Annotated in this window: 25 protein-coding genes and 3 tRNA genes; 17 read left to right on the top strand and 11 right to left on the bottom strand. The window is 69.7% G+C overall.

Annotation, left to right across the window (positions count from 1 at the left end; translation table 11 throughout):
* Positions 1-51 precede the first annotated feature (51 nt).
* Together bcp and nicT are read right to left on the bottom strand one after the other, a co-directional pair.
* On the bottom strand, positions 52-555 hold the full coding sequence (gene bcp, locus D4739_RS02000) for a thioredoxin-dependent thiol peroxidase (RefSeq protein WP_120059035.1): 504 nt from the start codon (positions 553-555) through the stop codon (positions 52-54).
* A complete protein-coding gene (nicT, locus tag D4739_RS01995) occupies positions 552-1,604 on the bottom strand; it encodes a Nickel transporter NicT (RefSeq protein WP_220699208.1) in 1,053 nt (350 codons plus the stop codon). Before nicT ends, bcp begins: the two co-directional genes overlap by 4 nt.
* 113 nt (positions 1,605-1,717) lie before the next feature.
* Between nicT and D4739_RS01990 the strand changes: the two genes are divergently transcribed.
* Positions 1,718-1,966, top strand: a complete 249-nt coding sequence (locus D4739_RS01990; RefSeq protein WP_238473471.1) for a DUF3618 domain-containing protein — start codon at positions 1,718-1,720, stop codon at positions 1,964-1,966.
* Between the two features lie 116 nt (positions 1,967-2,082).
* Here D4739_RS01990 and D4739_RS01985 read toward each other — a convergent pair whose 3' ends face one another.
* Positions 2,083-2,919 carry an SDR family NAD(P)-dependent oxidoreductase gene (locus D4739_RS01985; protein WP_120059033.1) on the bottom strand — a complete coding sequence of 279 codons (837 nt, stop codon included), beginning with the start codon at positions 2,917-2,919 and terminating at the stop codon, positions 2,083-2,085.
* Between the two features lie 349 nt (positions 2,920-3,268).
* Between D4739_RS01985 and D4739_RS01975 the strand changes: the two genes are divergently transcribed.
* A tRNA-Lys gene (locus D4739_RS01975) sits at positions 3,269-3,341 on the top strand.
* A 74-nt stretch (positions 3,342-3,415) separates the two neighbouring features.
* Here the strand turns inward: D4739_RS01975 and D4739_RS01970 are convergent.
* Positions 3,416-4,984 carry a phytoene desaturase family protein gene (locus D4739_RS01970; protein ID WP_120059031.1) on the bottom strand — a complete coding sequence of 523 codons (1,569 nt, stop codon included), beginning with the start codon at positions 4,982-4,984 and terminating at the stop codon, positions 3,416-3,418.
* A 106-nt stretch (positions 4,985-5,090) separates the two neighbouring features.
* Here D4739_RS01970 and D4739_RS01965 point away from each other — a divergent pair, with 106 nt between their 5' ends.
* Positions 5,091-6,041 (top strand): pirin family protein, encoded by a 951-nt coding sequence (locus tag D4739_RS01965; RefSeq protein ID WP_120059030.1) that lies wholly within the window; start codon positions 5,091-5,093, stop codon positions 6,039-6,041.
* Between the two features lie 86 nt (positions 6,042-6,127).
* On the opposite strand, the gene D4739_RS01960 is transcribed toward D4739_RS01965, so the two are convergent.
* Together D4739_RS01960 and orn are read right to left on the bottom strand one after the other, a co-directional pair.
* Positions 6,128-6,203 (bottom strand) — tRNA-His (locus tag D4739_RS01960).
* Positions 6,204-6,241: 38 nt separating this feature from the next.
* Positions 6,242-6,919: an oligoribonuclease gene (orn, locus tag D4739_RS01955; RefSeq protein ID WP_120059029.1), complete on the bottom strand. Its 678-nt coding sequence runs from the start codon at positions 6,917-6,919 to the stop codon at positions 6,242-6,244.
* 165 nt (positions 6,920-7,084) lie between these two features.
* On the opposite strand from orn, the gene D4739_RS01950 reads away from it, so the two are divergent.
* The 3 genes from D4739_RS01950 to D4739_RS01940 are packed head-to-tail and all read left to right on the top strand — an operon-like array spanning position 7,085 to position 9,334.
* Positions 7,085-7,567 (top strand): MauE/DoxX family redox-associated membrane protein, encoded by a 483-nt coding sequence (locus D4739_RS01950; RefSeq protein ID WP_120059028.1) that lies wholly within the window; start codon positions 7,085-7,087, stop codon positions 7,565-7,567.
* Complete coding sequence (locus tag D4739_RS01945; RefSeq protein ID WP_120059027.1) at positions 7,560-8,273, top strand: DsbA family protein; 714 nt, start codon at positions 7,560-7,562, stop codon at positions 8,271-8,273. Before D4739_RS01950 ends, D4739_RS01945 begins: the two co-directional genes overlap by 8 nt.
* 38 nt (positions 8,274-8,311) lie before the next feature.
* Positions 8,312-9,334, top strand: coding sequence for an adenosine deaminase (locus D4739_RS01940; protein ID WP_120059026.1), 1,023 nt, complete (start codon positions 8,312-8,314; stop codon positions 9,332-9,334).
* Between the two features lie 93 nt (positions 9,335-9,427).
* Here D4739_RS01940 and D4739_RS01935 read toward each other — a convergent pair.
* From D4739_RS01935 to D4739_RS01925, 3 genes are all read right to left on the bottom strand, one after another.
* Positions 9,428-9,501 (bottom strand) — tRNA-Arg (locus tag D4739_RS01935).
* 18 nt (positions 9,502-9,519) lie between these two features.
* The gene (locus D4739_RS01930; protein ID WP_120059025.1) at positions 9,520-10,146 is read right to left on the bottom strand and encodes a GNAT family N-acetyltransferase; all 627 of its coding nucleotides are present in this window, start codon (positions 10,144-10,146) and stop codon (positions 9,520-9,522) included.
* A gap of 183 nt (positions 10,147-10,329) precedes the next feature.
* On the bottom strand, positions 10,330-11,754 hold the full coding sequence (locus tag D4739_RS01925; RefSeq protein WP_238473470.1) for an aminopeptidase P family protein: 1,425 nt from the start codon (positions 11,752-11,754) through the stop codon (positions 10,330-10,332).
* A 49-nt stretch (positions 11,755-11,803) separates the two neighbouring features.
* Between D4739_RS01925 and D4739_RS01920 the strand changes: the two genes are divergently transcribed.
* The 11 genes from D4739_RS01920 (at position 11,804) to ettA (ending at position 22,859) form a co-directional block, all read left to right on the top strand.
* Positions 11,804-12,973 carry a PrsW family intramembrane metalloprotease gene (locus tag D4739_RS01920; protein WP_120059024.1) on the top strand — a complete coding sequence of 390 codons (1,170 nt, stop codon included), beginning with the start codon at positions 11,804-11,806 and terminating at the stop codon, positions 12,971-12,973.
* A complete protein-coding gene (locus D4739_RS01915) occupies positions 12,970-14,718 on the top strand; it encodes a dynamin family protein (protein ID WP_238473469.1) in 1,749 nt (582 codons plus the stop codon). Before D4739_RS01920 ends, D4739_RS01915 begins: the two co-directional genes overlap by 4 nt.
* Complete coding sequence (locus D4739_RS01910; protein WP_120059023.1) at positions 14,718-16,370, top strand: GTPase; 1,653 nt, start codon at positions 14,718-14,720, stop codon at positions 16,368-16,370. Before D4739_RS01915 ends, D4739_RS01910 begins: the two co-directional genes overlap by 1 nt.
* A 56-nt stretch (positions 16,371-16,426) precedes the next feature.
* A complete protein-coding gene (locus D4739_RS01905; protein WP_120059022.1) occupies positions 16,427-16,936 on the top strand; it encodes a cysteine dioxygenase in 510 nt (169 codons plus the stop codon).
* Positions 16,933-17,361, top strand: a complete 429-nt coding sequence (locus D4739_RS01900) for a rhodanese-like domain-containing protein (RefSeq protein ID WP_120059021.1) — start codon at positions 16,933-16,935, stop codon at positions 17,359-17,361. The genes D4739_RS01905 and D4739_RS01900 overlap by 4 nt, the downstream gene beginning before the upstream one ends.
* Positions 17,358-18,167, top strand: coding sequence for an ABC transporter ATP-binding protein (locus D4739_RS01895; protein ID WP_120059020.1), 810 nt, complete (start codon positions 17,358-17,360; stop codon positions 18,165-18,167). Before D4739_RS01900 ends, D4739_RS01895 begins: the two co-directional genes overlap by 4 nt.
* Positions 18,164-18,811 carry an ABC transporter permease gene (locus tag D4739_RS01890; RefSeq protein WP_120059019.1) on the top strand — a complete coding sequence of 216 codons (648 nt, stop codon included), beginning with the start codon at positions 18,164-18,166 and terminating at the stop codon, positions 18,809-18,811. Before D4739_RS01895 ends, D4739_RS01890 begins: the two co-directional genes overlap by 4 nt.
* Positions 18,808-19,464 carry an ABC transporter permease gene (locus D4739_RS01885; RefSeq protein ID WP_120059018.1) on the top strand — a complete coding sequence of 219 codons (657 nt, stop codon included), beginning with the start codon at positions 18,808-18,810 and terminating at the stop codon, positions 19,462-19,464. Before D4739_RS01890 ends, D4739_RS01885 begins: the two co-directional genes overlap by 4 nt.
* A 22-nt stretch (positions 19,465-19,486) precedes the next feature.
* Positions 19,487-20,401: an ABC transporter substrate-binding protein gene (locus D4739_RS01880; RefSeq protein ID WP_120059017.1), complete on the top strand. Its 915-nt coding sequence runs from the start codon at positions 19,487-19,489 to the stop codon at positions 20,399-20,401.
* 192 nt (positions 20,402-20,593) lie between these two features.
* The gene (locus D4739_RS01875) at positions 20,594-21,085 is read left to right on the top strand and encodes a single-stranded DNA-binding protein (protein ID WP_182920267.1); all 492 of its coding nucleotides are present in this window, start codon (positions 20,594-20,596) and stop codon (positions 21,083-21,085) included.
* Positions 21,086-21,176: 91 nt separating this feature from the next.
* Positions 21,177-22,859: an energy-dependent translational throttle protein EttA gene (gene ettA / locus D4739_RS01870; RefSeq protein WP_120059015.1), complete on the top strand. Its 1,683-nt coding sequence runs from the start codon at positions 21,177-21,179 to the stop codon at positions 22,857-22,859.
* Between the two features lie 123 nt (positions 22,860-22,982).
* Here ettA and D4739_RS01865 read toward each other — a convergent pair whose 3' ends face one another.
* Together D4739_RS01865 and D4739_RS01860 are read right to left on the bottom strand one after the other, a co-directional pair.
* The gene (locus tag D4739_RS01865) at positions 22,983-23,483 is read right to left on the bottom strand and encodes a MarR family winged helix-turn-helix transcriptional regulator (protein WP_120059014.1); all 501 of its coding nucleotides are present in this window, start codon (positions 23,481-23,483) and stop codon (positions 22,983-22,985) included.
* 10 nt (positions 23,484-23,493) lie between these two features.
* The gene (locus D4739_RS01860) at positions 23,494-24,705 is read right to left on the bottom strand and encodes an acetyl-CoA C-acetyltransferase (RefSeq protein ID WP_120059013.1); all 1,212 of its coding nucleotides are present in this window, start codon (positions 24,703-24,705) and stop codon (positions 23,494-23,496) included.
* Between the last annotated feature and the right edge of the window lie 50 nt (positions 24,706-24,755).

Below are 24,755 nucleotides of genomic sequence, written 5' to 3'. Positions count from 1 at the left end.
CACCAGGCGCGTGCGCCGACACTCGGCGTACGCGTCGGGCCAGTCTGTGGATCAGTCGAGGCCGAGGTCCCGGCGCAGCTTGGCGACGTGGCCGGTGGCCTTCACGTTGTACTGCGCGAGGGCGACCTTGCCGTCCTCGTCGACGACGATCGTCGAACGGATGACACCGGTGACGACCTTGCCGTAGAGCTTCTTCTCGCCGAACGCGGCGTACTCGGTCATGACCGCCTTGTCCTCGTCGGAGAGCAACGTGATCGTGAGGTGGTCCCGCTCGCGGAACTTCGCCAGCTTGGCCGGCTTGTCGGGGGAGATGCCGAGCACCTCGTAGCCCGCACCTCGCAACGAGGCGATGTTGTCGGTGAAGTCGCACGCCTGCTTGGTGCAGCCGGGCGTCATCGCGGCCGGGTAGAAGTAGACGATGACCTTGCGGCCGCGCAGGTCCGAGAGCGTGACGGTTGAGCCGTCGTCGGTCGGCAGCGTGAAGTCGGGGGCGGCATCGCCCACGGACAGGCGGTCGGCGGCGGGGCCAGTGGACGGGCCGGAGGGGGTGGTCATGCGGACTCCTCGAAACGTTCTTCGACACGGGCCAGCCGGAAGACACCCAGGCTGGCGGCCCAGACAACCACGAAGAGCGCGACGAGCGCGAACCCGGCGTACGTCAGGTCGATGTTCTCCAGCCAGGCCAGGGCGGAGAGGCGGAGCTCTTCGGCAGCGAGCTGCAGCAGCAGGAGCGCGCCGATGAACAGGGCGACCGTCACCGAGAGCAACGTGACCGTGAGGTTGTAGTAGACCTTGCGCACCGGGTTGAGGAACGCCCACCGGTAGGCCTGCGCCATGAAGATGCCGTCAGCGGTGTCGAAGAGCGTCATGCCGGCAGCGAAGAGGATCGGCAGCACCATGATCGCGTACCAGGGCAGGGCGAAGGCCGCGGTGCCGCCCGCAAGCACGAGCAGGGCGATCTGGGTCGCGGTGTCGAAGCCGAGACCCATCAGCAGGCCCGCCGGGTAGAGGTGCCAGGGGCGGGTGATCTTCTGCGTCGTGCGGCGGAAGATGCGCGCGAGGAAGCCGCGGTGGTGGAGGTGGTGCTCGAGGGCGTCCTCGTCGAACTTGCCGGCCTTCATGTGTCGCCAGATGTGCAGGATCCCGGCGAGCGCGCTGAGGTTCATCAGGCCGATCACGATCAGGAACGAACCGGCCGCGAGAGTGCCGATCACGCCGAGCGTGTGCTGCAGGGTGGAGTCCTGGTCGGTGACCGGGCCGGCGAGCATCTTCACGCCCAGGGCGAGCAGGACCGACAGCCCGAAGACGACCGAGGAGTGACCGAGGGCGAACCAGAAGCCCGTGCCGACGGCCGATCGGCCCTCGCCCACGAGCTTGCGCGTGGTGTTGTCGATGATCGCGATGTGGTCGGCGTCGAACGCGTGCCGCGCGCCGAGGAGGAACGCCGTGAGGCCGAGGCCGATGCCGAAGACACCCGAATCGCCGACCTGGTAGCCCTGCGGGGCCACGAACCCGATCAGCACGCCCCAGCCGACGACGTTCAGCAGGACGACGACGGTGGTCATCCCAGCGATCGATCGGCGGTCGGCGGCGGTCAGGTGCATGGGAGCAACCTTATTGCACATCGTTAGCAACAAGTCGGGCGGGCGGAACGGACCGAGGACGCCCCTTGCTCGTCGCGGTGCCTCGGCCCGGGGCGCGTAGTAACCTCCTCAGCGTGACCAAGGACATGCGTGAGCTCGAGACCGAGATCGAGGCGACCCGTGAGCGGCTCGCCGGGACCATCGACCAGCTTGTCTACCGGGCCCACCCGAAGACGATCGCTCAGCGCCAGAAGCTCGCGATCAAGTCGACCTTCGTCGACCTCGAGAGTGGCGCGCCCCGCACGGACAACATCCTGAAGGTCGCCGGGGGCGTGGCCGGCGTGGTCGTGCTCTTCGTGGCATTGCGCAAGCTCTCGCGCTGACCCTGGCTGAAACCCTGCCTGAAATCGAGACAGTCCCCAACGGGCGACAGGTTTCAGCGGGCTGAAACCTGCGCCACGTCGGGGACTGCCCAGGCCGTGTGGCGGGCGGTGGTGGGCTACTTGCCCTCGCGGCCCTTGAACTCGTCCATCGTCTTGTGGATGCCGAACACCTTGCCGACGAGCAGGTCGCGGAGCTGGGTCGGCATCAGGCCCTTGATCGACTCGTTGAGGATGACCGACTTCGGCATGATCACGAAGGGCGCGCCCTTGCGCATGCCCTTCCAGACCTCGTTGACGACGTCCTCGGGCTCGAGCAGCGGCGTCATCAGGCCGGACTTCGCGCCCTCGAACATGCCGGTCTTCACGTAGTACGGGCAGACCGTGGTCACCTTGATGTTCTTGAAGCCGGCCTGGTCGACCTCGAGCCGGATCGAGTCCGAGAAGCCGATCGCGCCCCACTTCGACGCGGCGTACGACGCCATGCGGGGGTTGCCGACGAACCCGGCGGACGAGGCGACGTTGATCAGGCGCGACTCCTTGCCGCCCTCGATCATCGCGGGCAGGAACGCGCGCGCGATGAACATGGGAGCCAGGGTGTTGATCTTGATCGTGAACTCGGTGTCGGAGACGTTGTCGGTCTCCCAGAAGTACTTGTTGCCGCGGACGACGCCGGCGTTGTTGAACAGGATCTCGGGGGTGCCGACCTGCTCCAGCACGAGCGCCGCGTTGGCCTCGATGGCGTTGCGGTCGGACACGTCGACGAGGTAGCTGTGCACCTCGGTCGTGCCCTCCGCATGCTTGAGCTGATCCACGGTCTCGGCGAGGGCGACGCGGTTGATGTCCCACAGGACAACGGCGCTGGCGCCTTCGGCGACCGCGCGCTCGGCGTACATCTTGCCCATGCCCATCGCGGCGCCGGTGATGAGGACGATCTTGCCTTCAACGTTCTTCATGAGCGTGATCGTATTGCCCGCTGTTACCCACCGGTAGCCCTGGTGGGAGTGATCTGCGTCGGCGTCCGCATCGCCCCTTGTCCTGAGGTGGCGCGGCGCGCACGATGGAGCCATGGCCAAGCCAATGGCGCGCCCCTTCGAGCGCAGCGACCCGGATCGTTCAAGCACCTGCCCCAGGGTGTCCGCCTCGAGGACACGATCTCAACGAAGGACGAGGTCGCGCACGCAGACCCCGAGGCGGGGCACGACACGAACCGCGAATTCATGCTCCGCTACGCAGGGTGAGGCAGCGCACGTCCCCCCGATTTTTTCCCTCGGTTCACCACTGCTAGTGTTGCTCTCGCTTCGCGCACCCCTAGCTCAATTGGCAGAGCAGCTGACTCTTAATCAGCGGGTTCTCGGTTCGAGTCCGAGGGGGTGTACAGAACAGCACGAGGGCGGTCCGGAAACGGGCCGCCCTCGTGTGCATCTCGCACCGGCGGGCGGCGCGTTCGGGTCAGCGGGATTCGAGGACGGCCATCGCGGCGTTGTGGCCGCCGATGCCGGAGACCGCGCCGCCTCGACGGGCGCCGGAGCCGCACAACAGCACGGACGGGACGCCGGTGTCGACGCCCCAGCGCTGCGCCGGTGTCTCGAGGCGGGCCCGGTTGGAGACCCAGGGCCACTCGAGGTCGCCGTGGAAGATGTGGCCGCCCGGCATGCCGAGCTCGCGCTCGATGTCCTGGGGGAACTTCGCCTCGATGCAGTGGTGGCCGTCGCTGTCGCGGGCGATGCACCCCTCGATCGGCTCGGTCAGGTGCACGTTGATCGCAGCGAGCGCGCGCGAGATCGCCTGGGCGCGGTTCGACGTCGAGTCGAAGAGCGCGGCGGGAGCGTGGACGCCGAAGTAGGTCAGGGTGTGGCCTGATTCGCCCTGCATGATCGTCGGATCGGTCAAGGAGTGGCAGTAGAGCTCGCCCGGCATCACGCGCGGCACCCGGCCTGCGGCCGCGTCGGAGTACGCCGCCTGGAGGACGGAGTACTCCTCGGCGACGTGGAACGTGCCGGCGAAGGCGACCTCGGGGGTGATCCCGGAGCGGAGCTGCGGGAGCCGGTCGAGCAGGAAGTTCAGCTTGATCTGCGAGCCCGCGGGCTTGCTGGCCTCCTGCTGTCCGGCGTCTCCCAGGAGGCCTTCGAGCGTCCAGGGCGCGACGCCGGAGAGCACCCACCGCGCTTGCACGGACTGGGTGGTGCCGCCCGCCTGCCAGGTGACCTCGGCGCCCTCGGTGGTGGCGTCGATCGCGGTCACGTCCGCCGAGGTCAGCACCTCCGCGCCAAAGCCGCGGGCCGCGCGGAACAGCGCGGTGGTGACGGCACCCATCCCGCCGACGGGCACCTTCCACTCGCCGGTGCCGTTGCCGATCGCGTGATAGAGGAAGCACCGGTTCTGCTCGAGGCCGGGAGAGTGCAGGTCCGCGAAGGTGCCGATCACCGCATCTGTCGCCACCACGCCGCGCACCAGGTCGTCGTGGAAGGTCGACTCGATCACGCGGCCGAGTGGCTCGCGCACGATCGCCCGCCAGACCTCCGCGTCGACGCCGGCCGACATGGACGCCTCGGTCCGCAGGGGCTCGAGCAGTGTCGGAGCGACAGTGGCGGCGAGCGAGCTGACGCCTGCGTGGAACGCCAGCCATGCGTCGTACTCGTCGTCGCTGCCGGTCAGGTCCCGGAAGGATGTGGCCGTCGCCGGACCTTCCGGGCGCTCGACGAGGAGGCCGCCGGGCTGGCCGTGGCGGTACCAGGGCGTGTACGACGCGGTGGACCGCGAACGCAGCTGGACCGTCAGGTCGAGCTCACGCGCGAGCGCCTCGGGCAGCAGGCTGACCAGGTAGCTGTACTGCGAGAGATGGGCGGACCGGCCGATGAACGTGGGTCCCGAGACGGCTGCGCCGCCGATCCGGGGGAGCCGCTCGAGCACCAGTGTCGAGAGCCCCGCGCGGGCCAGGAGGGCGGCAGCGGTCAGCCCGTTGTGCCCGCCGCCGACGACCACGACGTCGTACGCCGTGCGGCTTGTCCCTCCACTCACGGGCACAACCTACGGGGTCGTCCGGATTGTCTGCAGTGGGTGCCCCTTGCGGAATAGATGACGTATCACCTAAGGTTGAAGCAGGTGACCAACCAAGGAGGCACCGATGCCCGCCATCACTGTGGACGACCTGACCGTCCTGAACCGCCTGAAGACCCCCGGACTGGGAGACCAGCCGCGCCCCGTCGTGCAGATCTCGACCGCGCCGCAGGGCTATGAAGGGGAGGGGTTCCCGGTCCGCCGCGCGTTCGCGGGCATCGACCAGCGCCACCTCGACCCGTTCCTGATGATGGACCAGATGGGCGAGATCGACTACGCGCCCGGCGAGCCGAAGGGCACGCCCTGGCACCCGCACCGCGGCTTCGAGACCGTCACCTACATCATCGACGGTGTCTTCGACCACAAGGACAGCCACGGTGGCGGTGGCACGATCACCAACGGCGACACGCAGTGGATGACCGCTGGCGCGGGCCTGCTGCACATCGAGACCCCGCCCGAGTGGCTCGTGCAGTCCGGTGGGCTCTTCCATGGCCTCCAGCTGTGGGTGAACCTGCCCCGGGCGGACAAGCTGATCGCGCCGAAGTACCAGGACATCCGCTCCGGGCAGGTCGCCCTGGTGACCTCGGCGGACGCCGGCTCCCTGGTCCGCGTGATCGCGGGCTCGGTCGACGGCAACGATGGACCCGGCTCGACGCACACGCCGATGACGATGGTGCACGCGACGATCGAGGCTGGTTCGCGCCTCGAGCTGCCGTGGAACGTCGACTACAACGCCCTGGTCTACGTGCTCAACGGCAGCGGCACGGTCGGCAACGAAGGCCGCCCGATCCGGATGGGCCAGTCCGCGGTGCTCGGCGCCGGCGACTACCTGACGATCACGGCGGACTCCCGGCAGGAGTCGCGCTCGCCGTCGATGGACGTCATCGTGATCGGTGGCCAGCCGATCCGGGAAGCGGTCGCCTGGGCGGGTCCGTTCGTGATGAACACCAAGGCCGAGGTCATGCAGGCCTACGAGGACTACCAGAAGGGCCGGTTCGGCCACATCCCCGCTGGCTGATCCGCGGCGCCCGACCTCGTACGGATCAGGTCGTACGCATCACATGGCGAGAGGCCCCCGGGTGATCCCGGGGGCCTCTCGACTGTTGGGGTGAGTAACGGGACTCGAACCCGCGACATCCGCCACCACAAGGCGGCGCTCTACCAGCTGAGCTATACCCACCATCAAGCCCCGGTCAGTGCCCGGGGCCGGAGAACACTCTACTGGTTACCTGCCGTTGAATCCGAATCGGCCCCGGCATCCGGAACGTCCGTCGTGGTGGACCCCGAGGTCAGGCCCGTGATCGAGCCCGCGTGCCTGGCGGCGATGCGCTTGGCGGTGTCCGAATCGGGTCCGGGGGAGGTCACGAAGACCGCCTCGCGGTAGTAGCGCAGCTCCTCGATCGACTCCTGGATGTCGGCCAGCGCGCGGTGGTTGCCCTTCTTCTCCGGTGAGGAGAAGTAGGCACGCGGGAACCAGCGACGGGAGAGCTCCTTGATCGAGGAGACGTCGACGATGCGGTAGTGCAGGAAGGCCTCGAGGTCGGGCATGTCGCGCGAGATGAACGAGCGGTCGGTGGCCACGGTGTTGCCGGCCAGGGGAGGGCGGGAGCCCTCCGGGCAGTGCTCGCGGATGTAGGCCAGCACCTGCTGCTCGGCCTCCTCCAGCGAGACGCCGCTGTCGAGCTCCTCGAGCAGACCCGAGCTCACGTGCATGTTGCGCACGAAGTCGCCCATCTGGTCGAGCGCCGCGGCCTCGGGCTTGATCACGATGTCGACGCCCTCGCCGAGCACGTTCAGGTCGAAGTCGGTGACCAGGGCCGCCACCTCGATCAGCGCATCGGCGCCCAGGTCGAGTCCGGTCATCTCGCAGTCGATCCACACCAGTCGTTCATTCACGAGGCTGACCCTACTCGCCGGTCTCGTGAGCAGCCCTGCCCGCACTCGGGCGCCGTCTCCCGCCCGCTGCTTCCACCCGGCCTTCTCGGTCGGCACTCCTCGGTCGGCACTCCTCGGTCGGGGCTTCTCAGTCGGTGCTCAGCCTCGCCGCCTACGCTCGGGGTCGTGCGTGCATGGTTGGGGCTGCTGGCCCGTTGGGTGCTCGGCGGCGTCTGGCTGTACGCCGGCGGCGTCAAGCTCGCCGATCCCTGGGCCAGTGTCGCGGCCGTGCGCGCCTACGAGCTCCTGCCGGGATCGACGCCCGTGTTCGTCGGTCATGCCCTCCCGATCCTCGAGGTCGCGCTGGGTGCCTGCCTGGTGCTCGGCCTGCTCACCCGGGCTTCCGCGGCGCTGTCGGCGGGGTTGCTGCTGGTCTTCGTCGCCGGCATCGTCTCGGTCTGGGTCCGCGGCATCGAGATCGACTGCGGCTGCTTCGGTGGCGGCGGTTCCGTGCCTGACGGGTCATCGGCCTACCCCCTCGAGATCGCCCGTGACCTCGGCCTGACCGCGCTCGCCCTCTTCGTCCTCGCGCTCAGGCGCACCCCGCTCACCCTTGACCGCGTGCTGCTGCCGCGGACCACCGAACCGGAGGAGACCCCTCATGCCTGATCCCTCGAACTCCGCCAACAGGGCCTCCCGCGCTGCGGACGTGCGCGCACAGCAGGCAGCCGCGGAGAAGCGGCGCCGGCTGCTCGGCGTACTCGGGGTCGTGGTGGCGCTCGTCCTCGTCGTCGGCGGCGCGTTCGCCTTCCAGCGGCTCGCGATCGACGACCCGAAGGTGTCGACGACCGAGCACTTCGTGGCCATCGGGCCGAAGGACGCCGCGCACACGGTGGTGATCTACGAGGACTTCCTCTGCCCGTTCTGCGGTGAGCTCGAGCGGCACACGAGCAAGGACCTGGCGGCGCTCGCGGCCGAGGGGAAGGTGCGCGTCGAGTACCGCCCGTTCCAGCTGCTCGGCATCGACTACTCGAAGCAGTCCGCGGCGGTGTTCGGGGTGGTCCTGACGACGTCGGGTGCCGAGGTGGCCAAGGAGTTCCACGACCTGCTCTTCGAAAGCCAGCCTGAGGAGAGCGGCCCCTACCCGGGCGACGAGGAGCTGATCGCTCTGGCGGTCAAGGCTGGCGCCGATGAGGCGGAGGTGAGCGAAGCCCTCGACCGCGGAGTGGGAACGGAGTGGGTGGAGGCAGCCAGCAACGCTGCCGACAACGCCGGTGTCAACAGCACACCCACGGTGCTGATCGACGGCGAGCCGTTCCGCGACGGGAACAGCGTCGAGGAGCTCGGTGACAACCTGATCAAGAAGATCGGCTGACCGTTGGCGTGGCCCGGGTTGGCTGCCACGATCGACCGGTGAATCTCGAGTCCTTCATCGCCGGCCTGCCCAAGGCCGAGCTCCACGTCCACCACGTCGGCTCCGCCTCGCCGCGCATCGTGTCGTCGCTCGCGGAGCGTCATCCGGGCACGGTGCCGTCGGACCCGGACGCGTTGCGGGACTTCATGACGTTCCGCGACTTCGGGCACTTCATCGAGGTCTACCTGGCCGTCGTCGACCTGATCCGGACTCCGGAGGACATCCGGCTGCTGACCTACGAGGTCGCACGTGAGATGGCTTCCGGCCAGAACCTGAGGTACGCCGAGCTCACCTGCACGCCGTACACCTCGGTGCTCGCTGGCGTGCCGATCGAGGCGTACACCGAGGCGATCGAGGACGCGCGGACGGCGGCCGAGCGCGACTTCGGGCTGGTGCTGCGCTGGATCTACGACATCCCGGGGGAGAGCGGCCTTCCGGCGGCCGAGGCGACGCTGGGCTACGCGCTCTCTCACCGGCCGGAGGCTCTCGTCGGCTTCGGTCTGGGAGGGCCCGAGATCGGTGTGCCTCGGGCGCAGTTCGAGCCCTACTTCGCGGCCGCGCGTGCCGCCGGACTGCGCTCGGTGCCGCACGCGGGGGAGACGACCGGGCCCGAGACGATCTGGGAGTCGATCAGGGTGCTCGGCGCGGAGCGGATCGGGCACGGGTGCACCGCTGCCTCGGATCCGCTGCTGATGGCCTACCTCGCCGAGCACGGGATCGCGCTGGAGGTGTGCCCGTCCTCCAACATCGCCACCCGGGCGGTCGCATCGCTCGATGTGCACCCGTTGTCGACGTTCGTGGCGGCCGGGGTGCCGGTCACGATCAACTCCGACGACCCGCCGATGTTCGGCACGACGCTGAACCGTGAGTACGAGATTGCGGCGTCGCTGCTCGACCTGGATCAGGCCGGTGTCGCGGCGCTGGCGGTCGCAGCGGTGGACCAGTCGTTTGCGCCGGAGGACGTGAAGGCACGACTGCGCGGCGAGATCGCGGCGTACGTCGGGGCTGATCGACCGAGCTGAAACCAGTGCGTGGGGTGAGGTCGGGGACGTCCGGCTGCCCTTGGTGCTGTGCCAGCGCCAAGGAGCCAGGGGTGCGATCGCCACAATGCCAGGTGCCCCCAGAAGGACTCGAACCCTCGGCCGTCGGGGTAGAAACCCGCTGCTCTATCCAGCTGAGCTATGGGGGCTCAGTTGGCCCAAGTATGTCAGCGGTCGTAGACGAACCGGTCGGACGCCACGTCTGTACGCCGCAGCACGCGACGCCCGTAGCGCTCGGCGAGGCGGGTGGAGCCGGCGGAGCCGCGCCACACTGAGGAGCAGCCGACCAGGCCACGGTCCGCGAGCCACGCCAGCCGGGCCTGGACCAGCGCGTCGGCCACGCCCTGGCGGGTCCAGCCGGGCCGGACCGCGAGTCCGCCCATCTCGACGAGGCGCCCGTCTCGCAGAGCCAGCTGCACGGAGGCGTCGTCGACGGCCACCCAGTCGGGGTGAGCGGGAGCAACCGGTACCAGCAGCGCGTGGCCGACGACGAGGGCGCCCTCGGGGCTGGTCGCCGAGGCGATCCAGACGCTCAGTGCGCGGGCCTGGCGGCGTGCCGTGTGCTTCCGCACGCGCGACGGGGCGACATTGGACGGGAAGCCGGTGGCTGCCTGGGCCGCTGCGACGAGGTCGGCGCCGCGGGGCCAGAGATCCCGGGGTGCCTCGGCAACGGACAGCAGGGTCAGGGGTGCCATGGCGAGCTCGCCCACGACCGCGATGGCCGGTGCCAGAGCCTGCTCTGCCGGTGCCAGAGCAAGCTCTGGGTACGTCGAGTTCTCGAGGAACGAGTTCATCCGGCTGCCCTCCCAGACCAACCGGCGAAGTGCCGGATTGCTGGAAAGAGTGAGGCTTGGAAAAGCCGCGGACAAGGCGGAAGAGGCCAGTTCAGAAAGTGTTCATCAGCCGCTCGTCAAGCGGAAATGCAGCCACGCTCAGCCTCCGCTGGGCGCGGACCAGGAGGCGCCCCCGAGAAGCAGTCAGCCGCGGAGCTGGCCCATCCAGTCCTCGATGTCGTCGGCGCCTCGGGGGAGGCTGTCGGAGAGGTTCATCGACCCGTCAGGGGTGACCACGATGTCGTCCTCGATGCGGATGCCGATGCCCCGGAGCTCCTCGGGGACGAGCAGGTCATCCGCCTGGAAGTAGAGGCCCGGCTCGACGGTCAGCACCATCCCGGCCTCGAGGTCGCCCTTCGGGTAGACATCAGGGGCAGCCGCTCCGCAGTCGTGCACGTCCATGCCGAGCATGTGCGAGGTGCCGTGCAGCGTCCAGCGGGCGTAGACCCGCGAATCAGGAGACAGGGCCTCCTCGACCGAGACCGGCAGCAGCGACAGGTCGGAGAGCCCCTGCGCCAGCACGGCCATCGCCGCGTGGTGGGCGGCCAGGAACGGAGCCCCGGGCGCGACCGCGTCGATGCCGGCCTGCTGGGCGTTGAGGACCAGCGTGTAGAGGTCGCGCTGCAGGGGCGTGAACCGGCCGGAGACGGGCAGTGTGCGCGTCACGTCGGCGGTGTAGAGGTTGCGCCCCTCGACGCCCATGTCGAGCAGGACCAGCTCACCGGGGACGATCGGGCCCGAGTTCTCGATCCAGTGCAGCGTGGTCGCGTGGGCGCCGCCGCCGACGATCGAGTCGTAGCCGAGGTCGTTGCCCATCGCGCGCGCACGCCGGAAGAACGTGCCCTCGATCCAGCGCTCGCCGAACTCCAGCACGCGGTCCCACTCGCGGACCGAGTCGGTGAAGCCCAGGGCGGTGATGTCACAGGCCTCCTGGAGCTCGGAGATCTCCCACGAGTCCTTGACCAGCCGCATCTCCGAGAGGACGCGTCCGAGCTCGATGTCGAGCCCCTCGTCCGCTGCGACGGCGGAGTCAACGCGCGCATCCACGCCGCGCAGGACGCGAGTCTTGCCCGATCCCTCGAGCGCCTCCTGCAGGGACGAGAGGTGGCGCACCTCGAGCCCGAGCGCCGACGACATCTCGTTCAGGGAAGGACGCCGGCCGGCCCAGAGCTCGCCGTACTGGCGGTCGCGGAAGAACTCGTCGGTCTCGCGCGAGGAGCGAGGGCGCGCGTAGAGCACCGACGACCCGTCGGGGGAGATCACCAGGACCGCGTCGGAGGTCTGGTTGCCGCTCAGCCAGGTGTGGGCGGTCTCCGGCCGGAACCGGTAGTCGGTGTCGTGCGAGCGCACCTTGTAGCCGCCCGCGGGGATGACCAGGCGCTCGCCGGGGAAGGCCTCCGCCAGGCGTCCGCGCCGGGCCGCGGCGTACGACGAAACGGGGTGCGGCGGGAGGTCGAGGTCGCGATCTCCCCAGCCGGTGCGCATGAATGCGGCATACGCCTCGGGGACGGCCGGGTCGTGTGACTCGATCTTCGGGGTGTCGGCAGGCTCACTCACAGGCTCGGTCACGCTCACCACGATACGTCCGTGGCACAGCGCAGCCGATACCCTTCACCCCATGCCCGCCACCGTGTCTCACCGTCGTCAGACGCGCGACAGCATGGTGTTCACGATCATCGTGGCGCTGATCGCTGCTGCTGCCGCGCTGCCGATCATGCTGGTGGTCGCGCTGACGGGTGGCGGTCCGGTCGTGGTGGTGGCCGGACTCTTCGCCCTCGTTCCCGTCGGTCCGGTCGTCGGCGCCTATCTCTGGCTCGACCGTTACGAGCCGGAGCCCAAGGTGCTGCTCGGCCTCGGTCTGGCCTGGGGTGCGTTCGTCGCGACGTTCGTCGCCGTCATCGCGCAGGAGCTGGGGTCGGCCTTCCTGTCGCTCTCCACGACCGCCAGCGCCACGATCGTCGCTCCGCTGACGGAGGAGCTCACCAAGGGACTCTTTCTCGTGCTGCTGCTGGTCTGGCGCCGCCACGAGCTGGATGGCGTCCTCGACGGCATCGTCTACGCGGGCATGGTCGGCGTGGGATTCGCCTTCACCGAGAACATCCTCTACCTCGCCTCGGCCTACAACGGCCTCGATGGCGCACCCGGCGGCATGCTCGGCCTGACCACGACGTTCGTGGTCCGGTGCATCGCCAGCCCGTTCGCGCACCCCTTCTTCACCGCGTTCATCGGCATCGGCGTGGGCATGGCGATCGCGAGCAGGAGCAAGTCGGCGCGCTTCCTGCTCCCGGTCGGGGGCTACCTCATGGCGGTGCTCTGCCACGCGGCGTGGAACGCCTCCGCGACCTACGGCGGCGGCGCGGTCTTCTTCGGTGCGTACGTCGTCGTCATGCTGCCGGCCTTCGTCCTCATGGTCGCCTTCGCGATCTGGATCCGGGGGCGTGAGCACTCGATCCTCACCACGGCACTGCACGACGCGGCCCGGCGTGGTTTCCTGCCGGCAGCCGACATCCCGCACGTGGTCGACCTGGCCGGCCGTCGCGCTGCCCGCCGCCATGCACACCTCGCCGGTGGTCGGCACGCACGCGCGGCGATGCGGGACTACCAGCAGGCGGCGGTCGAACTCGGGTACCTTCACCACCGATTCCTCCGCGGCACCGCGCCACGGCACTTCGCAGAGCGCGGACAGGCCTTCGTGAGCCGCATGCACGAGCTGCGACCGGGCCTGGTGTTCCCGCCGGATGTTTCCCTGCACCAATCCGCACATCGATCAGGAGGCCTGACGGCATGAGTGACTCCACGAAGATGCTCACCGCCCTGGTGCGCCTCCGGGGGGCGCTCCAGAATGCTGCGCTCCCACTGGACCTTCCGGGTGTCGAGCCCGAGCGGTCCTCCCGCGCGGACATGATCGACCAGCTCGAGGACTACGTCATCCCGCGCCTCACGACGATCGACGGTCCACTGCTGACCGTCGTGGGCGGATCGACCGGTGCCGGCAAGTCGACCCTGGTCAACTCGCTGGTCGGCCACCGGGTCACCGAGCCCGGCGTGCTGCGTCCGACGACGCGCTCGCCCGTCCTGGTGCACAACCCCGGCGATGCCGAGTGGTTCGGCCAGGACCGGATCCTGCCCGACCTGGTCCGCTCGGACCGCGCCACGGGCGACACCTCGACGCTCCAGCTCGTCGCCACCGACAAGGTGCCCATGGGCCTGGCCATCCTCGACGCTCCCGACGTGGACTCCGTCGAGGAGGCCAACCGGGTCCTCGCCTCGCAGCTGCTCGCGGCTGGAGACCTCTGGCTCTTCGTCACCAGTGCCGCGCGCTACGCCGACCAGGTCCCGTGGGAGTACCTCAAGCGTGCCGCCGAGCGCTCGACCTCGGTCGCGATCGTGCTCGACCGCACCCCCGACGAAGCCGTCGAGACCGTGTCGACCCACCTGGCCCGCATGCTGGCCAGCCGTGGCCTGAAGGACTCTCCGCTCTTCGTGGTCCGCGAGGGCACGCCCGACGCTGACGGCGTACTCCCTCCTGAGCTGGTCGCCGACATCCGCGGCTGGCTGGACGCGCTGGCGGCGGACGCCGACGCGCGCTCCGCGGTGGTCAAGCAGACCCTCGAGGGCGCGATCCGCGTCATCGGCGCCAAGACCTTCCAGGTCGCGACCGCGGTCGGCGAGCAGGCCGAGACGGTCGACCAGCTCCGCGACGACGCGTTCCGGGCGTACGCCGGCGCGCTGGGCGACATCCGCACCGCGACCGCCGATGGCACGCTGCTGCGCGGCGAGGTGCTCGCCCGCTGGCAGGAGTTCGTCGGCACCGGCGAGCTGCTCAAGACCCTCGAGACCAAGGTCGGCGCCATCCGTGACCGGCTGGTCAACTCGGTCAAGGGCAAGCCCCAGCAGGTCGAGCGGGTCACCCACGCCGTCGAGTCGGGCCTGGAGAAGCTGCTCCTCGAGCACGCCGAGAACGCCGCCGAGCGCGCCGCCGCCGCGTGGCACGCGCGTCCGGCCGGTCGGGTTCTGCTCGAGTCGCACCACGACATCGACCGCGCCTCCCGCGACTTCCGCCGCAAGGCAGAGAAGCTGGTCCGCGACTGGCAGCAGGGCGTCCTCGAGATGGTCCGCACCGAGGGTGCCGACAAGCGCTCCTCAGCGCGCTTCCTGGCCTACGGCGTCAACGGCCTGGCCGTCTCGCTGATGGTCGTGACCTTCGCCTCGACCGGTGGCCTCGTCGGCGCCGAGGTCGGCATCGCCGGCGGCAGCGCGGTGCTCGGTCAGAAGCTCCTCGAGGCGGTCTTCGGTGACCAGGCTGTGCGCAGCCTCGCCGATCGTGCCCGCAAGGACCTCGAGCGCCGCGTCGACGAGCTCTTCGCGGGCGAGCGCGCCCGGTTCAGCACGGTTCTGGACGATCTCGGTGTCGACCCGCGCAGCCCGGAGCTGCTCCGCGCCGCTGCGCGACGTGTCGACGACCTTCGCTTTGCCGCACAGCAGTCGGGGCAGTCGGGGCAGGACAACGCACTTTCCATGGGGAGCGATTGATGAGCACGATTCTCGAAGGTGCGAAGAAGCTGGTCACCTCCGGCTCGGACGTGGGCCGCAAGGCGGAGGCGCTCGACGCCGCCGTCGAGGCCGCTCGTGGCAGGCTCGACGACCAGCTGCTCGACGACGCCCACGCGGTCTCGAGCCGCGTCAGCGAACGCCTCCGACTCTCTGCCAAGCACACCGTCATCGGCCTCGCCGGTGCCACCGGCTCGGGCAAGTCGTCGACGTTCAACGCATTGACCGGCCTCGAGCTCAGCGCCGTCGGCGTACGCCGTCCGACCACCTCGTGGGCGACGGCCTGCGTGTGGGGGAGCGACGGCGCGGCCGAGCTGCTGACCTGGCTCGGCATCCCGCCACGCCACCACGTCACCCGTGACTCGATGCTCGACTCCAGCCGCGCCGACGAGGCGTTCGACGGCGTGGTCCTCCTCGATCTGCCCGACCACGACTCCACCGACGTCTCGCACCACCTCGAGGCCGACCGCCTCGTGCAGCTCGCCGACGTCCTCGTGTGGGTGCTCGACCCGCAGAAGTACGCCGACGCGGCGATCCACAACCGCTACCTGAAGCCGATGGCCTCGCACGCCAAGACGATGGTCGTGGTGCTCAACCACATCGACACCGTCGCGGAGGACCGGCGCGAGGCGATGATCGCCGACGTACGCCGCCTGCTCGCGGCCGACGGCCTGCCGGACGTGCCCGTCTTCGCGGTCAGTGCCCGCAACGGCACCAACCTCGACGCCCTCCGCAAGGAGCTCGGCAAGCGGGTCGCCTCCAAGAAGGCTGCCCGCATGCGGCTCGAGGCGGACGTGAAGGCTGCCGGCGAGCGCATCGCCGACGTCTCCGGCCTGACTCCGGCCGGCTCGCTCGACCGCGAGGTCATCGCTGAGCTCGATGACGCGCTGGCGGATGCCGCGGGCGTGCCCGTCGTGGTCCACGCCGTCGAGACCTCCGCGCAGCAGCGCGCTGCCCGCGCGACCGGCTGGCCGGTCACCGCGTGGGTCACCAAGCTCAAGCCCGACCCGCTCAAGCGGCTGCACCTCGACCTGGGGCGTGAGGGCAAGGCGCTGGTCAAGACCTCGCGCACGTCTCTCCCCGAGGCCTCGCCCGTGCAGCGCGCGCGTGTCGACTCGGCTGTGCGTGCCGCGACGGACCAGGTCGGGCTCGGCCTCGCCCGCCCGTGGCAGCTGGCCCTGCGCTCCGCCGCGACGGGTCGCCTCGACGAGCTGAATGACCGGCTCGACCACACGCTCGCCGCCACCGACCTCGGTGTCGACCGTCTGCCGTGGTGGGCCTCGCTGGTCCGGCTGCTGCAGTGGCTGCTGATCGTCGCCGCGGTCGTCGGTGGCTTGTGGCTCGGCGCGCTCGCGCTGGTGGGCTACCTGCAGTTCGACGTGCCGTCGCCGAAGGTGGGCCCTGTCGCACTGCCGACGCTGTTCCTCGGCGGCGGCATCCTCGGGGGCATCGTGCTCGCGCTGCTCTGCAAGGTGCTGGTCGGGATCACCGCCCGTTCGCGGGCTCGTGCCGCCGATCGCCGGCTCCGGTCCGGGATCAACGCGGTCGCGCAGGAGCTCGTGCTCGCGCCGTTGCAGGTGGAGCTCGCGTCGTACTCAACCGTGCGGGAGCAGCTGACAACCGTCCTGAAGTGAGCACCGTCTCGGCAATTCGAGTTTGTCGAGTGATTTAGTTGGGTTAAGGTCGGGGCATGAACCCCGGCACGTCTCCTTCGCTCACCCTGGACGAGCTCACCGCCTGGACCCACCGCATCGCCGCGGAGGTCCGGGAGGGCAAGCACGAGATCCACGCCGACGCCTCCGAGCGCTGGCACGTCCGGGTGCACTGTGACGAGCAGGTCGACGTCTGGCTGATCAGCTGGACCGAGGACCAGGGCACGGAACTGCACGACCACGGTGGCTCTGCCGGTGCCTACACCGTCGTCGAGGGGCAGCTGACCGAGGTGGCGTGGAGCGGTCGTGCCGAGGGCGGCAGCCTGGTCGACGTCGTCCGCGCGTCGGGGGAGACGGTTGTATTCGGCAGCCGATACGTTCACGATGTGCGCAACCTCCACCCCGAGACCGCTGTCAGCGTCCACGCCTACTCGCCGCCGTTGTCGTTGATGCACTTCTACGACGTGGACTCGGGCCGGCTGGTGCAGCGCGCGGCCGCCTGGACCGACGACCCCGAGGCCCCGGCGCCGGATCGACTCGCGTCGTGAGCGTGCCTGAGTTCGCCTCGGTGGACGAGCTCCTCGAGGCCGCCCGCGCCCGCCTGGAGCGGCTCTCTCCCGAGGCCGCGCGCGACGCCGTACGCCGCGGGGCCAGGCTCGTCGACATCCGACCCGAGTGGCAGCGGCGCGCCGACGGGGAGATCCCCGGTGCCGTCGTCGTCGAGCGCAACCACCTCGAGTGGCGCCTGCACCCGGGCTCGGATGCGCGCCTCGCGGACGCGGTCGAGGGCCAGGAGTGGGTCGTCTACTGCACCGAGGGCTACACCTCGTCGCTGGCGGCGGCATCGCTGGTCTCGCTGGGGATCCCCGCCACCGACGTGATCGGTGGCATCCGTGCCTGGCAGGCCGCCGGTCTGCCCGTCGTCGCCGGTGGCACAGCGGTCGAGCACGTCGTCGAGGGGCCGAGCGAGTGATCGAGTACCGCAACGTCGGCAAGACCTTCGCGGACGGCACTCCCGCGGTCGGCGACTTCAGCCTCGTGCTGCCGTCGCACACCACCACCGTCCTCGTCGGCTCGTCCGGCTGCGGCAAGACGACGCTGCTGCGCATGGTCAACCGCATGGTCGATCCGTCCGCTGGCCAGGTCCTGATCGACGACGTCGACGTGGCGACGCGCAACCCGGTCGACCTGCGCCGCAGCATCGGCTACGTCATGCAGCACGCCGGACTGCTCCCGCACCGCCGGGTGGTCGACAACGTCGCGGTGCCGCTGCGGCTCGTGGGGGTGCCCCGGGCAGAGGCCCGGACGCGTGCGCTCGACGCGCTGGAGAAGGTCGGGCTCGATGCTGCGCTGGCGGAGAAGTATCCGCGGCAGCTCTCCGGCGGCCAGCAGCAGCGCGTCGGTGTCGCGCGTGGCCTGGTCGCCGACCCGAACATCCTGCTGATGGACGAGCCGTTCGGCGCGGTCGACCCGATCGTGCGCGACGACCTCCAGCAGGAGCTGCTCCGCCTCCAGCGCGAGCTCGGCAAGACCATCGTCTTCGTCACCCACGACATCGACGAGGCCTTCCTGCTCGGCGACCAGGTCGTGATCCTGCGCAAGGGCGGCGAGGTGGCCCAGGTCGGCACGCCGGCCGAGATCCTCGCGGCTCCGGCCGACGACTTCGTGCGCAGCTTCGTCGGGCTCGACAAGGGCCGGCGCACGCTGCGGATCCAGGAGGTCGACGGACAGCGCATCGTCGTCGACGGCGAGGGCCGGGCCGCGGGCGTCCTCGCATGACCTGGTTCCTCGACAACTTCTCCCACATCCGCGACCTGGCGCTGACGCACCTGTGGCTGAGCATCGTGCCGGTCGTGCTGGGCTTCGTGATCGCAGTGCCGGTCGGGTGGTGGGCACAGCGGCACTCCCGTTGGCGCGCCCTGGTCCTCGGCTCGGGCGGCATCCTCTACTCGTTGCCGTCGCTGCCGCTCCTGGTGATCCTCCCGGGCATCCTCGGCACGAGCTTCCTCGACCCGGTCAACGTGGTCGTCGTCCTGACCCTGTACGCCGTGGCCCTGCTCGTGCGGACCGCGGCTGATGCCTTCGCGCAGCTGCCACCCGACGTACTCGATGCGGCGACGGCCAACGGCCACTCCGGCCTCCAGCGTGTGGTGCGGGTCGAGCTGCCGTTGGCCGGGCCGGTGCTGCTCGCCGGGGTGCGCGTCGTCTCGGTCAGCACCGTCAGCCTGGTCACGGTCGGCGCCATCATCGGTGTGACGAACCTGGGCTCGCTCTTCACCGACGGCTTCCGGCGCGACTTCACCACGGAGATCGTGATCGGAGTGCTGGCCGTCGTCGCGATCGCCTTGCTCCTCGACGGGTTGTGGGTGCTTCTCGGGCGGATCCTGCTGCCCTGGTCGACGAAGACGGGGCGCGCGGCATGAGCAGCGTCTTCGTGGAGGCCGCGGACTGGCTGGCCGACCCTGTCCACTGGAGTGGCGTGGACGGCATCCCGCACCGGCTGCTGGAGCACGTGGGCTATTCCGCGCTCACTGTCGCCATCGCCAGCGTCGTCGCGCTCCCGCTCGGGCTCTGGATCGGTCACACCGGACGCTTCCGTGGGTTCGCGATCGCGCTGACCGGCGCAGTGCGTGCCCTGCCGACCCTCGGGCTGCTGACCCTGGCGGTGCTCTGGGTCGGCATCGGACTGACCGCCCCGATCGTGGCGCTCGTCGTGCTCGCCATCCCGCCCCTGCTCGCCGGTGCCTACGCAGGCATCGAGGCGGTCGACCGACGCACCGTCGACGCCGCGCGTGCCCAGGGGATGACCGAGTGGCAGGTGCTCGCTCGCGTCGAGGTGCCGCTGGCCCTCCCGCTGATCCTCGGTGGCGTCCGGTCCGCCGTGCTGCAGGTCGTGGCAACCGCGACCATCGCGGCGTACATCGGGCTGGGTGGGCTCGGCCGCTACCTGATCGACGGCGTCGCTGTCCGCGACTACCCCCAGACCCTGTCGGGCTCGCTGGTGGTCGTGCTGCTGGCGCTGGTCCTGGACGGCGCATTCGCCGTTGTGCAACGTCTGGCCGTGCGTGCGGCCTGAGACCCATCGAAGGAGAAGAACCATGAACACCAACCCGATCCTCGCCGGATTCCTGGCGGCAGCACTCGGAGTGGGCCTCGCGGCGTGCGGTGGTGACCCGACGAAGGCGGGCTCCGACGGGGACAGCAAGGGCGACGCGATCGTGGTCGGCTCGGCGGCGTTCGGCGAGAGCGAGATCCTGGCCGAGATCTATGCGGGCGCGTTGAACGCGGACGGCATCGAGGCGACGACGCGGCTGGACATCGACCAGCGGGAGGCCTACATCGGCGCGATCAAGGAGGGGTCCATCGACCTCTTCCCGGAGTACACCGGCAACCTCCTGCTCTTCCTCGACCCGAACGCGACCGCCACTGCCCCCGACGAGGTCAACAAGGCGCTGGAGGCGGCCCTGCCGAAGGGGCTCGACATCCTCGAGCCGTCGGCGGCTGAGGACAAGGACTCCCTCAACGTGACGGCTGCGTTCGCGAAGGAGCACGACGTCACCTCGATCGCTGACCTGGCCGAGGTGGACGGGCTGAAGCTGGCCGCCAACCCGGAGTTCAAGACCCGGGCCTACGGCATCCCCGGCCTCGAGAAGCTCTACGGCATCACTGACATCGCCTTCACCGCGATCTCGGACGGCGGCGGCCCGGCGACGCTCAAGGCGCTCACCTCGGGCAAGGTCGACGTCGCCGACATCTACTCCACGACGCCGTCCATCGCGGCCAACAACCTGGTGACCCTCGAGGACCCGAAGAACCTGATCGCGGCCCAGAACGTGGTCCCGCTGATCCGTGAGGACGCCACCTCGGAGAAGGTCGCTGCGGTGCTCGACGAGGTCTCGGAGAAGCTGACCACCGAGGCGTTGCTCGAGCTGAACACTGCCCTTGCGGGGCCGTCGAAGCCGAGCGCGGCCAAGGTCGCGGAGCAGTGGCTGAAGGCAAACGGCTTCGCCTGATCTCCGGGTCGTACGACGGCCCGGATCTTCCCTCGCGGGGATCCGGGCCGTTTTGCGTCCACAGGCTGTTTCGCGGGGCGCTCGTCCCCAGCGCTGTCGACTCGCCGGGTTGGCGGCGGCTGCCGACCGGGACGGTGGAGTCAGTTCGCGGACGCTGGGTGCGCGAGCGCGACTGTGATGAGGAGCAACACCATGAACGAGACGACTGTGACGGTGCTGGGCTATGTGGGCACCGACCCGACGGAGCACTCGGTGGGGGAGACGTCGGTGGCCACCTTCCGGCTGGCCTCGACGCCTCGCGTCTTCCGCCCGAGGGAGAACACCTGGGCCGACCGCGAGACCAACTGGTTCACCGTCAACGCCTGGCGGGCGCTGGCGCAGCACGTGATGACCTCGGTGCACCAGAGCGAGCCGGTCATCGTCCACGGCCGCCTGCGGGCGCAGGCATGGAAGGACGATGCCGGGATCGCGCGCACGACAATGGTGCTCGACGCGCTCACGATCGGCCACGACCTGACCAAGGGGGACGCGGCCTTCATCAAGACCGCGGCGTCGTCGGCGACCTCGTCGGTGGAGGAGCAGGCGATCGCCGAGGCCAACGCGGCGCTGGAGGGCGCGGGCGGCCAGGTCACCAGTGACGGGCGCTTCCTCGAGGAGGCCGTGGCGGAGCCGGCGCCGTTCTGAGTCAGGGCTGTCCGGGGCTGTCCGAGGCAGGGCCGTCCGGGGCGCGGGGCCGTGGGCGGCGCGGCCCCGCGGCCCCACTATCCTTCGGGGCATGGCTGAATACGTTTTCACGCTCCGCAACGTGCGCAAGGCCCACGGCGACAAGGTGGTGCTCGACAACGTCACCCTCTCGTTCCTGCACGGCGCGAAGATCGGCATCGTCGGTCCCAACGGCACGGGCAAGTCGTCGCTGCTGCGGATCATGGCCGGTCTCGACAAGGCCAACAACGGTGACGCCATCCTCGACCCCGGCGCCACGGTCGGCATGCTCCAGCAGGAGCCGCCGCTGACCGAGGGCAAGACGGTCCTCGAGAACGTCGAGGAGGCCGTGATCGAGGTCAAGACCAAGATGCGCCGCCTCGACGAGGCCTATGGCGAGATGGGCGACCCCGACGCTGACATGGACGCGCTCATGGCCGAGACCGGCGAGCTGCAGACCTACCTCGACGGCATCGGTGCGTGGGACCTCGACTCCCGCCTGGACCAGGCCATGGACGCGCTGCGCTGCCCGCCGCCGGACGTCCTCGTCGACAACCTCTCCGGTGGTGAGCGCCGCCGCGTCGCGCTCTGCAAGCTGCTGCTCCAGCAGCCCGACCTGCTGCTCCTCGACGAGCCCACCAACCACCTCGACGCCGAGTCGGTGCAGTGGCTCGAGGGTCACCTCAAGAGCTACCCCGGCGCCGTCCTGGCGATCACCCACGACCGGTACTTCCTCGACAACGTCGCCGAGTGGATCCTCGAGCTCGACCGGGGCAAGACGCACCCCTACGAGGGCAACTACTCGACGTACCTCGAGACGAAGAAGGACCGCCTCAAGATAGAGGGCCAGAAGGACGCCAAGCGCGCGAAGATGCTCGAGAAGGAACTCGAGTGGGTGCGCTCCAACGCCAAGGCCCGCCAGACCAAGTCCAAGTCGCGTCTGGCTCGCTACGAGGAGCTTGCGGCTGAGGCTGACAAGGCCCGCAAGATCGACACCGCTGACATCAACATCCCGCCGGGCCCGCGCCTCGGTGACATCGTGCTCGAGGCCCAGAACCTGACCAAGGGCTTCGAGGACCGCACCCTGTGGCACGACATGTCGTTCACGCTGCCGCGCGCCGGCATCGTCGGCGTCGTCGGCCCCAACGGTGTCGGCAAGACCACGCTGTTCCGGATGATCACCGGCAACGAGACGCCCGACGAGGGCAAGCTCACCGTCGGCCAGACCGTGAAGCTGTCCTACGTCGACCAGAGCCGTGGCGGCATCGACCCGAACAAGAACGTCTGGGAGGTCGTGTCCGACGGCCTGGACTTCATCAAGGTCGCCAACTTCGAGATGAACTCGCGCGCCTACGTCGCGTCGTTCGGCTTCAAGGGCCCGGACCAGCAGAAGAAGGCCGGTGTCCTCTCCGGTGGTGAGCGCAACCGCCTCAACCTGGCGCTGACCCTCAAGCAGGGTGGCAACGTGCTGCTCCTCGACGAGCCCACCAACGACCTCGACGTCGAGACGCTGTCGGCCCTCGAGGACGCGCTGCTGGACTTCCCGGGCTGCGCCGTGGTCACCTCCCACGACCGGTGGTTCCTCGACCGCATCGCCACCCACATCCTCGCCTGGGAAGGCGACGAGGAGGACGGCGGCAAGTGGTTCTGGTTCGAGGGCAACTTCGCCTCCTACGAGGAGAACAAGATCGAGCGCCTCGGCATCGAGGCAGCCCGCCCGCACCGTGTCACCCACCGCCGCCTGACCCGCGACTGAGCGCCGCCCGGAGCGCGCCTGGCGGCGTTGCGCCCGCTCGACGACCAGCTCCGCTCGGAGGTCGCCTTCGCGGACGCGCCTTGCCAGCCACGCACCGGACGACGCTCAAGGGGCATCTGCCGCTTACCGGAGGTCGGACTCGGGGTGGCCTTCGGCCAGGTCGTCGGAGATCGCGTTGAGCACGCGGCCGAAGACGGCCAGGTCCTCGGGCGACACCAGGTCGAACAGGTGCCGGCGGACCAGGGCGACGTGGTCGGGTGCGGCCTCGGTGAGGCGCGCCTGACCGGCGTCGGTGAGCCGGGCGATGACACCGCGGCGGTCGTCGCCCGAGGCGATCCGGACGACCAGCCCCTTGTGCTCCATGCGCTGGACGGTGTGCGTGACCCGGCTCCGGCTGTGGCACAGCGCGTCGGCGAGATGCGCCATGCGCAGCTCCTGGCCCTCGGCCTCGGAGAGCAGGACCAGGATGGCGTACTCGCTCGCGTTCAGGTCAAAACGCTTCGCGTCCTCGTCGATGTGCGCCATGAGCAGGGTGTTGGCGGTCAGGAAAGCCCGCCAGACACCCTGCTCCTCGACGTTGAGCCACCGCACGTCCGCGGCAGCCGCCGTGTGACCATCCCCCATGTTGCTGGCCTCAGATGCGCTCGAGGATGAGGGCCATGCCCTGGCCGCCCCCGACGCACATCGTGATCAGGCCGGTGGACTTGTCGTGCCACTCCAGCGAGTTCAGCAGGGTGTTCTGCAGGCGGGCGCCCGTCATGCCGAACGGGTGACCGACCGCGATCGCGCCGCCGTTGATGTTGAGGCGGTCGATGTCGATGCCGAGGTCCTGGTACGACGGGATGACCTGCGCGGCGAAGGCCTCGTTGATCTCGACGAGGTCGATGTCGTTGATCGACATGTTGGCGTAGCGCAGCGCGTTCTTGACCGCCTCGACCGGGCCGAGGCCCATGATCTCCGGCGACAGGCCCGAGACGCCGGTGGAGACCACGCGGGCCAGCGGCGTCAGGCCGAGCTCGGCGGCCTTCGTGTCAGACATGATCACGACGGCAGCGGCGCCGTCGTTGAGGGCACAGCAGTTGCCCGCGGTGACGGTGCCGTCGGCACGGAAGACCGGCTTGAGCGCGGCCATCGCGTCGTACGTGACGCCGGCGCGCGGGCCGTCGTCAGCGGTGACGACAGTGCCGTCGGGGGTCGTGACCGGGGTGATCTCGCGGGCCCAGAAGCCGTCGGCGATCGCCTTCTCGGCGAGGTTCTGCGAGCGGGTCGCGAACTCGTCCATCTCCTGGCGCGAGATGCCGCGCAGGGTGGCGACGTTCTCCGCGGTCTGGCCCATCGTGATGTAGGCATCCGGGATCAGGCCCGCGTCGCGCGGCTCGGTCCAGGTGGTGTTGTTGGCCGACGTCGCCTCGGTGCGGGCGCGCGCGTCGGCGAAGAGCGGGTTCTCGGCACCCGGGGTGTCGGAGGTGCCGTTGCCGAAGCGGGACACGGTCTCGACACCGGCGGAGACGAAGATGTCGCCTTCGCCGGCCTTGATCGCGTGCAGGGCCATGCGGGTGGTCTGCACCGACGAGGCGCAGTAGCGGGTGATCGTGGCACCCGGGACAGTGTCGAGGCCGAGGATGGTGTTGACGACCTTGGCCATGTTGAATCCGGACTCGCCGCCGGGGAGACCGCAACCGAGCATCAGGTCGTCGACCAGGGTGGGGTCGAACGACGGGATCTTGTCGAACGCAGCCTGGATCGCAACCGCGGCCAGGTCGTCGGGACGCATGTCCTTCAGCGAACCCTTGAACGCACGGCCGATCGGCGTGCGGGCTGCTGAAACGATCACTGCCTCGGGCATGGGGGAACTCCTCGGGAACGAAGGGGTGATGAAGGCCATGCACTGTCGGA

The organism is Nocardioides cavernaquae (genome assembly GCF_003600895.1).
Lineage (GTDB): Bacteria > Actinomycetota > Actinomycetes > Propionibacteriales > Nocardioidaceae > Nocardioides > Nocardioides cavernaquae.
Note: the sequence above shows the minus strand (reverse complement) of the source record. Positions and strands in the feature narration are given on the sequence as shown.

Excerpts from the sequence above, each read along its gene's own strand:
- bcp (WP_120059035.1), bottom strand. The coding sequence starts at position 555 with ATGACCACCCCCTCCGGCCCGTCCACTGGCCCCGCCGCCGACCGCCTG.
- nicT (WP_220699208.1), bottom strand. The coding sequence starts at position 1,604 with ATGCACCTGACCGCCGCCGACCGCCGATCGATCGCTGGGATGACCACC.
- D4739_RS01985 (WP_120059033.1), bottom strand. The coding sequence starts at position 2,919 with ATGAAGAACGTTGAAGGCAAGATCGTCCTCATCACCGGCGCCGCGATG.
- D4739_RS01965 (WP_120059030.1), top strand. The coding sequence starts at position 5,091 with ATGCCCGCCATCACTGTGGACGACCTGACCGTCCTGAACCGCCTGAAG.
- D4739_RS01945 (WP_120059027.1), top strand. The coding sequence starts at position 7,560 with ATGCCTGATCCCTCGAACTCCGCCAACAGGGCCTCCCGCGCTGCGGAC.
- D4739_RS01930 (WP_120059025.1), bottom strand. The coding sequence starts at position 10,146 with ATGAACTCGTTCCTCGAGAACTCGACGTACCCAGAGCTTGCTCTGGCA.
- D4739_RS01920 (WP_120059024.1), top strand. The coding sequence starts at position 11,804 with ATGCCCGCCACCGTGTCTCACCGTCGTCAGACGCGCGACAGCATGGTG.
- D4739_RS01915 (WP_238473469.1), top strand. The coding sequence starts at position 12,970 with ATGAGTGACTCCACGAAGATGCTCACCGCCCTGGTGCGCCTCCGGGGG.
- D4739_RS01910 (WP_120059023.1), top strand. The coding sequence starts at position 14,718 with ATGAGCACGATTCTCGAAGGTGCGAAGAAGCTGGTCACCTCCGGCTCG.
- D4739_RS01905 (WP_120059022.1), top strand. The coding sequence starts at position 16,427 with ATGAACCCCGGCACGTCTCCTTCGCTCACCCTGGACGAGCTCACCGCC.
- D4739_RS01890 (WP_120059019.1), top strand. The coding sequence starts at position 18,164 with ATGACCTGGTTCCTCGACAACTTCTCCCACATCCGCGACCTGGCGCTG.
- D4739_RS01885 (WP_120059018.1), top strand. The coding sequence starts at position 18,808 with ATGAGCAGCGTCTTCGTGGAGGCCGCGGACTGGCTGGCCGACCCTGTC.
- D4739_RS01880 (WP_120059017.1), top strand. The coding sequence starts at position 19,487 with ATGAACACCAACCCGATCCTCGCCGGATTCCTGGCGGCAGCACTCGGA.
- D4739_RS01875 (WP_182920267.1), top strand. The coding sequence starts at position 20,594 with ATGAACGAGACGACTGTGACGGTGCTGGGCTATGTGGGCACCGACCCG.
- ettA (WP_120059015.1), top strand. The coding sequence starts at position 21,177 with ATGGCTGAATACGTTTTCACGCTCCGCAACGTGCGCAAGGCCCACGGC.
- D4739_RS01865 (WP_120059014.1), bottom strand. The coding sequence starts at position 23,483 with ATGGGGGATGGTCACACGGCGGCTGCCGCGGACGTGCGGTGGCTCAAC.
- D4739_RS01860 (WP_120059013.1), bottom strand. The coding sequence starts at position 24,705 with ATGCCCGAGGCAGTGATCGTTTCAGCAGCCCGCACGCCGATCGGCCGT.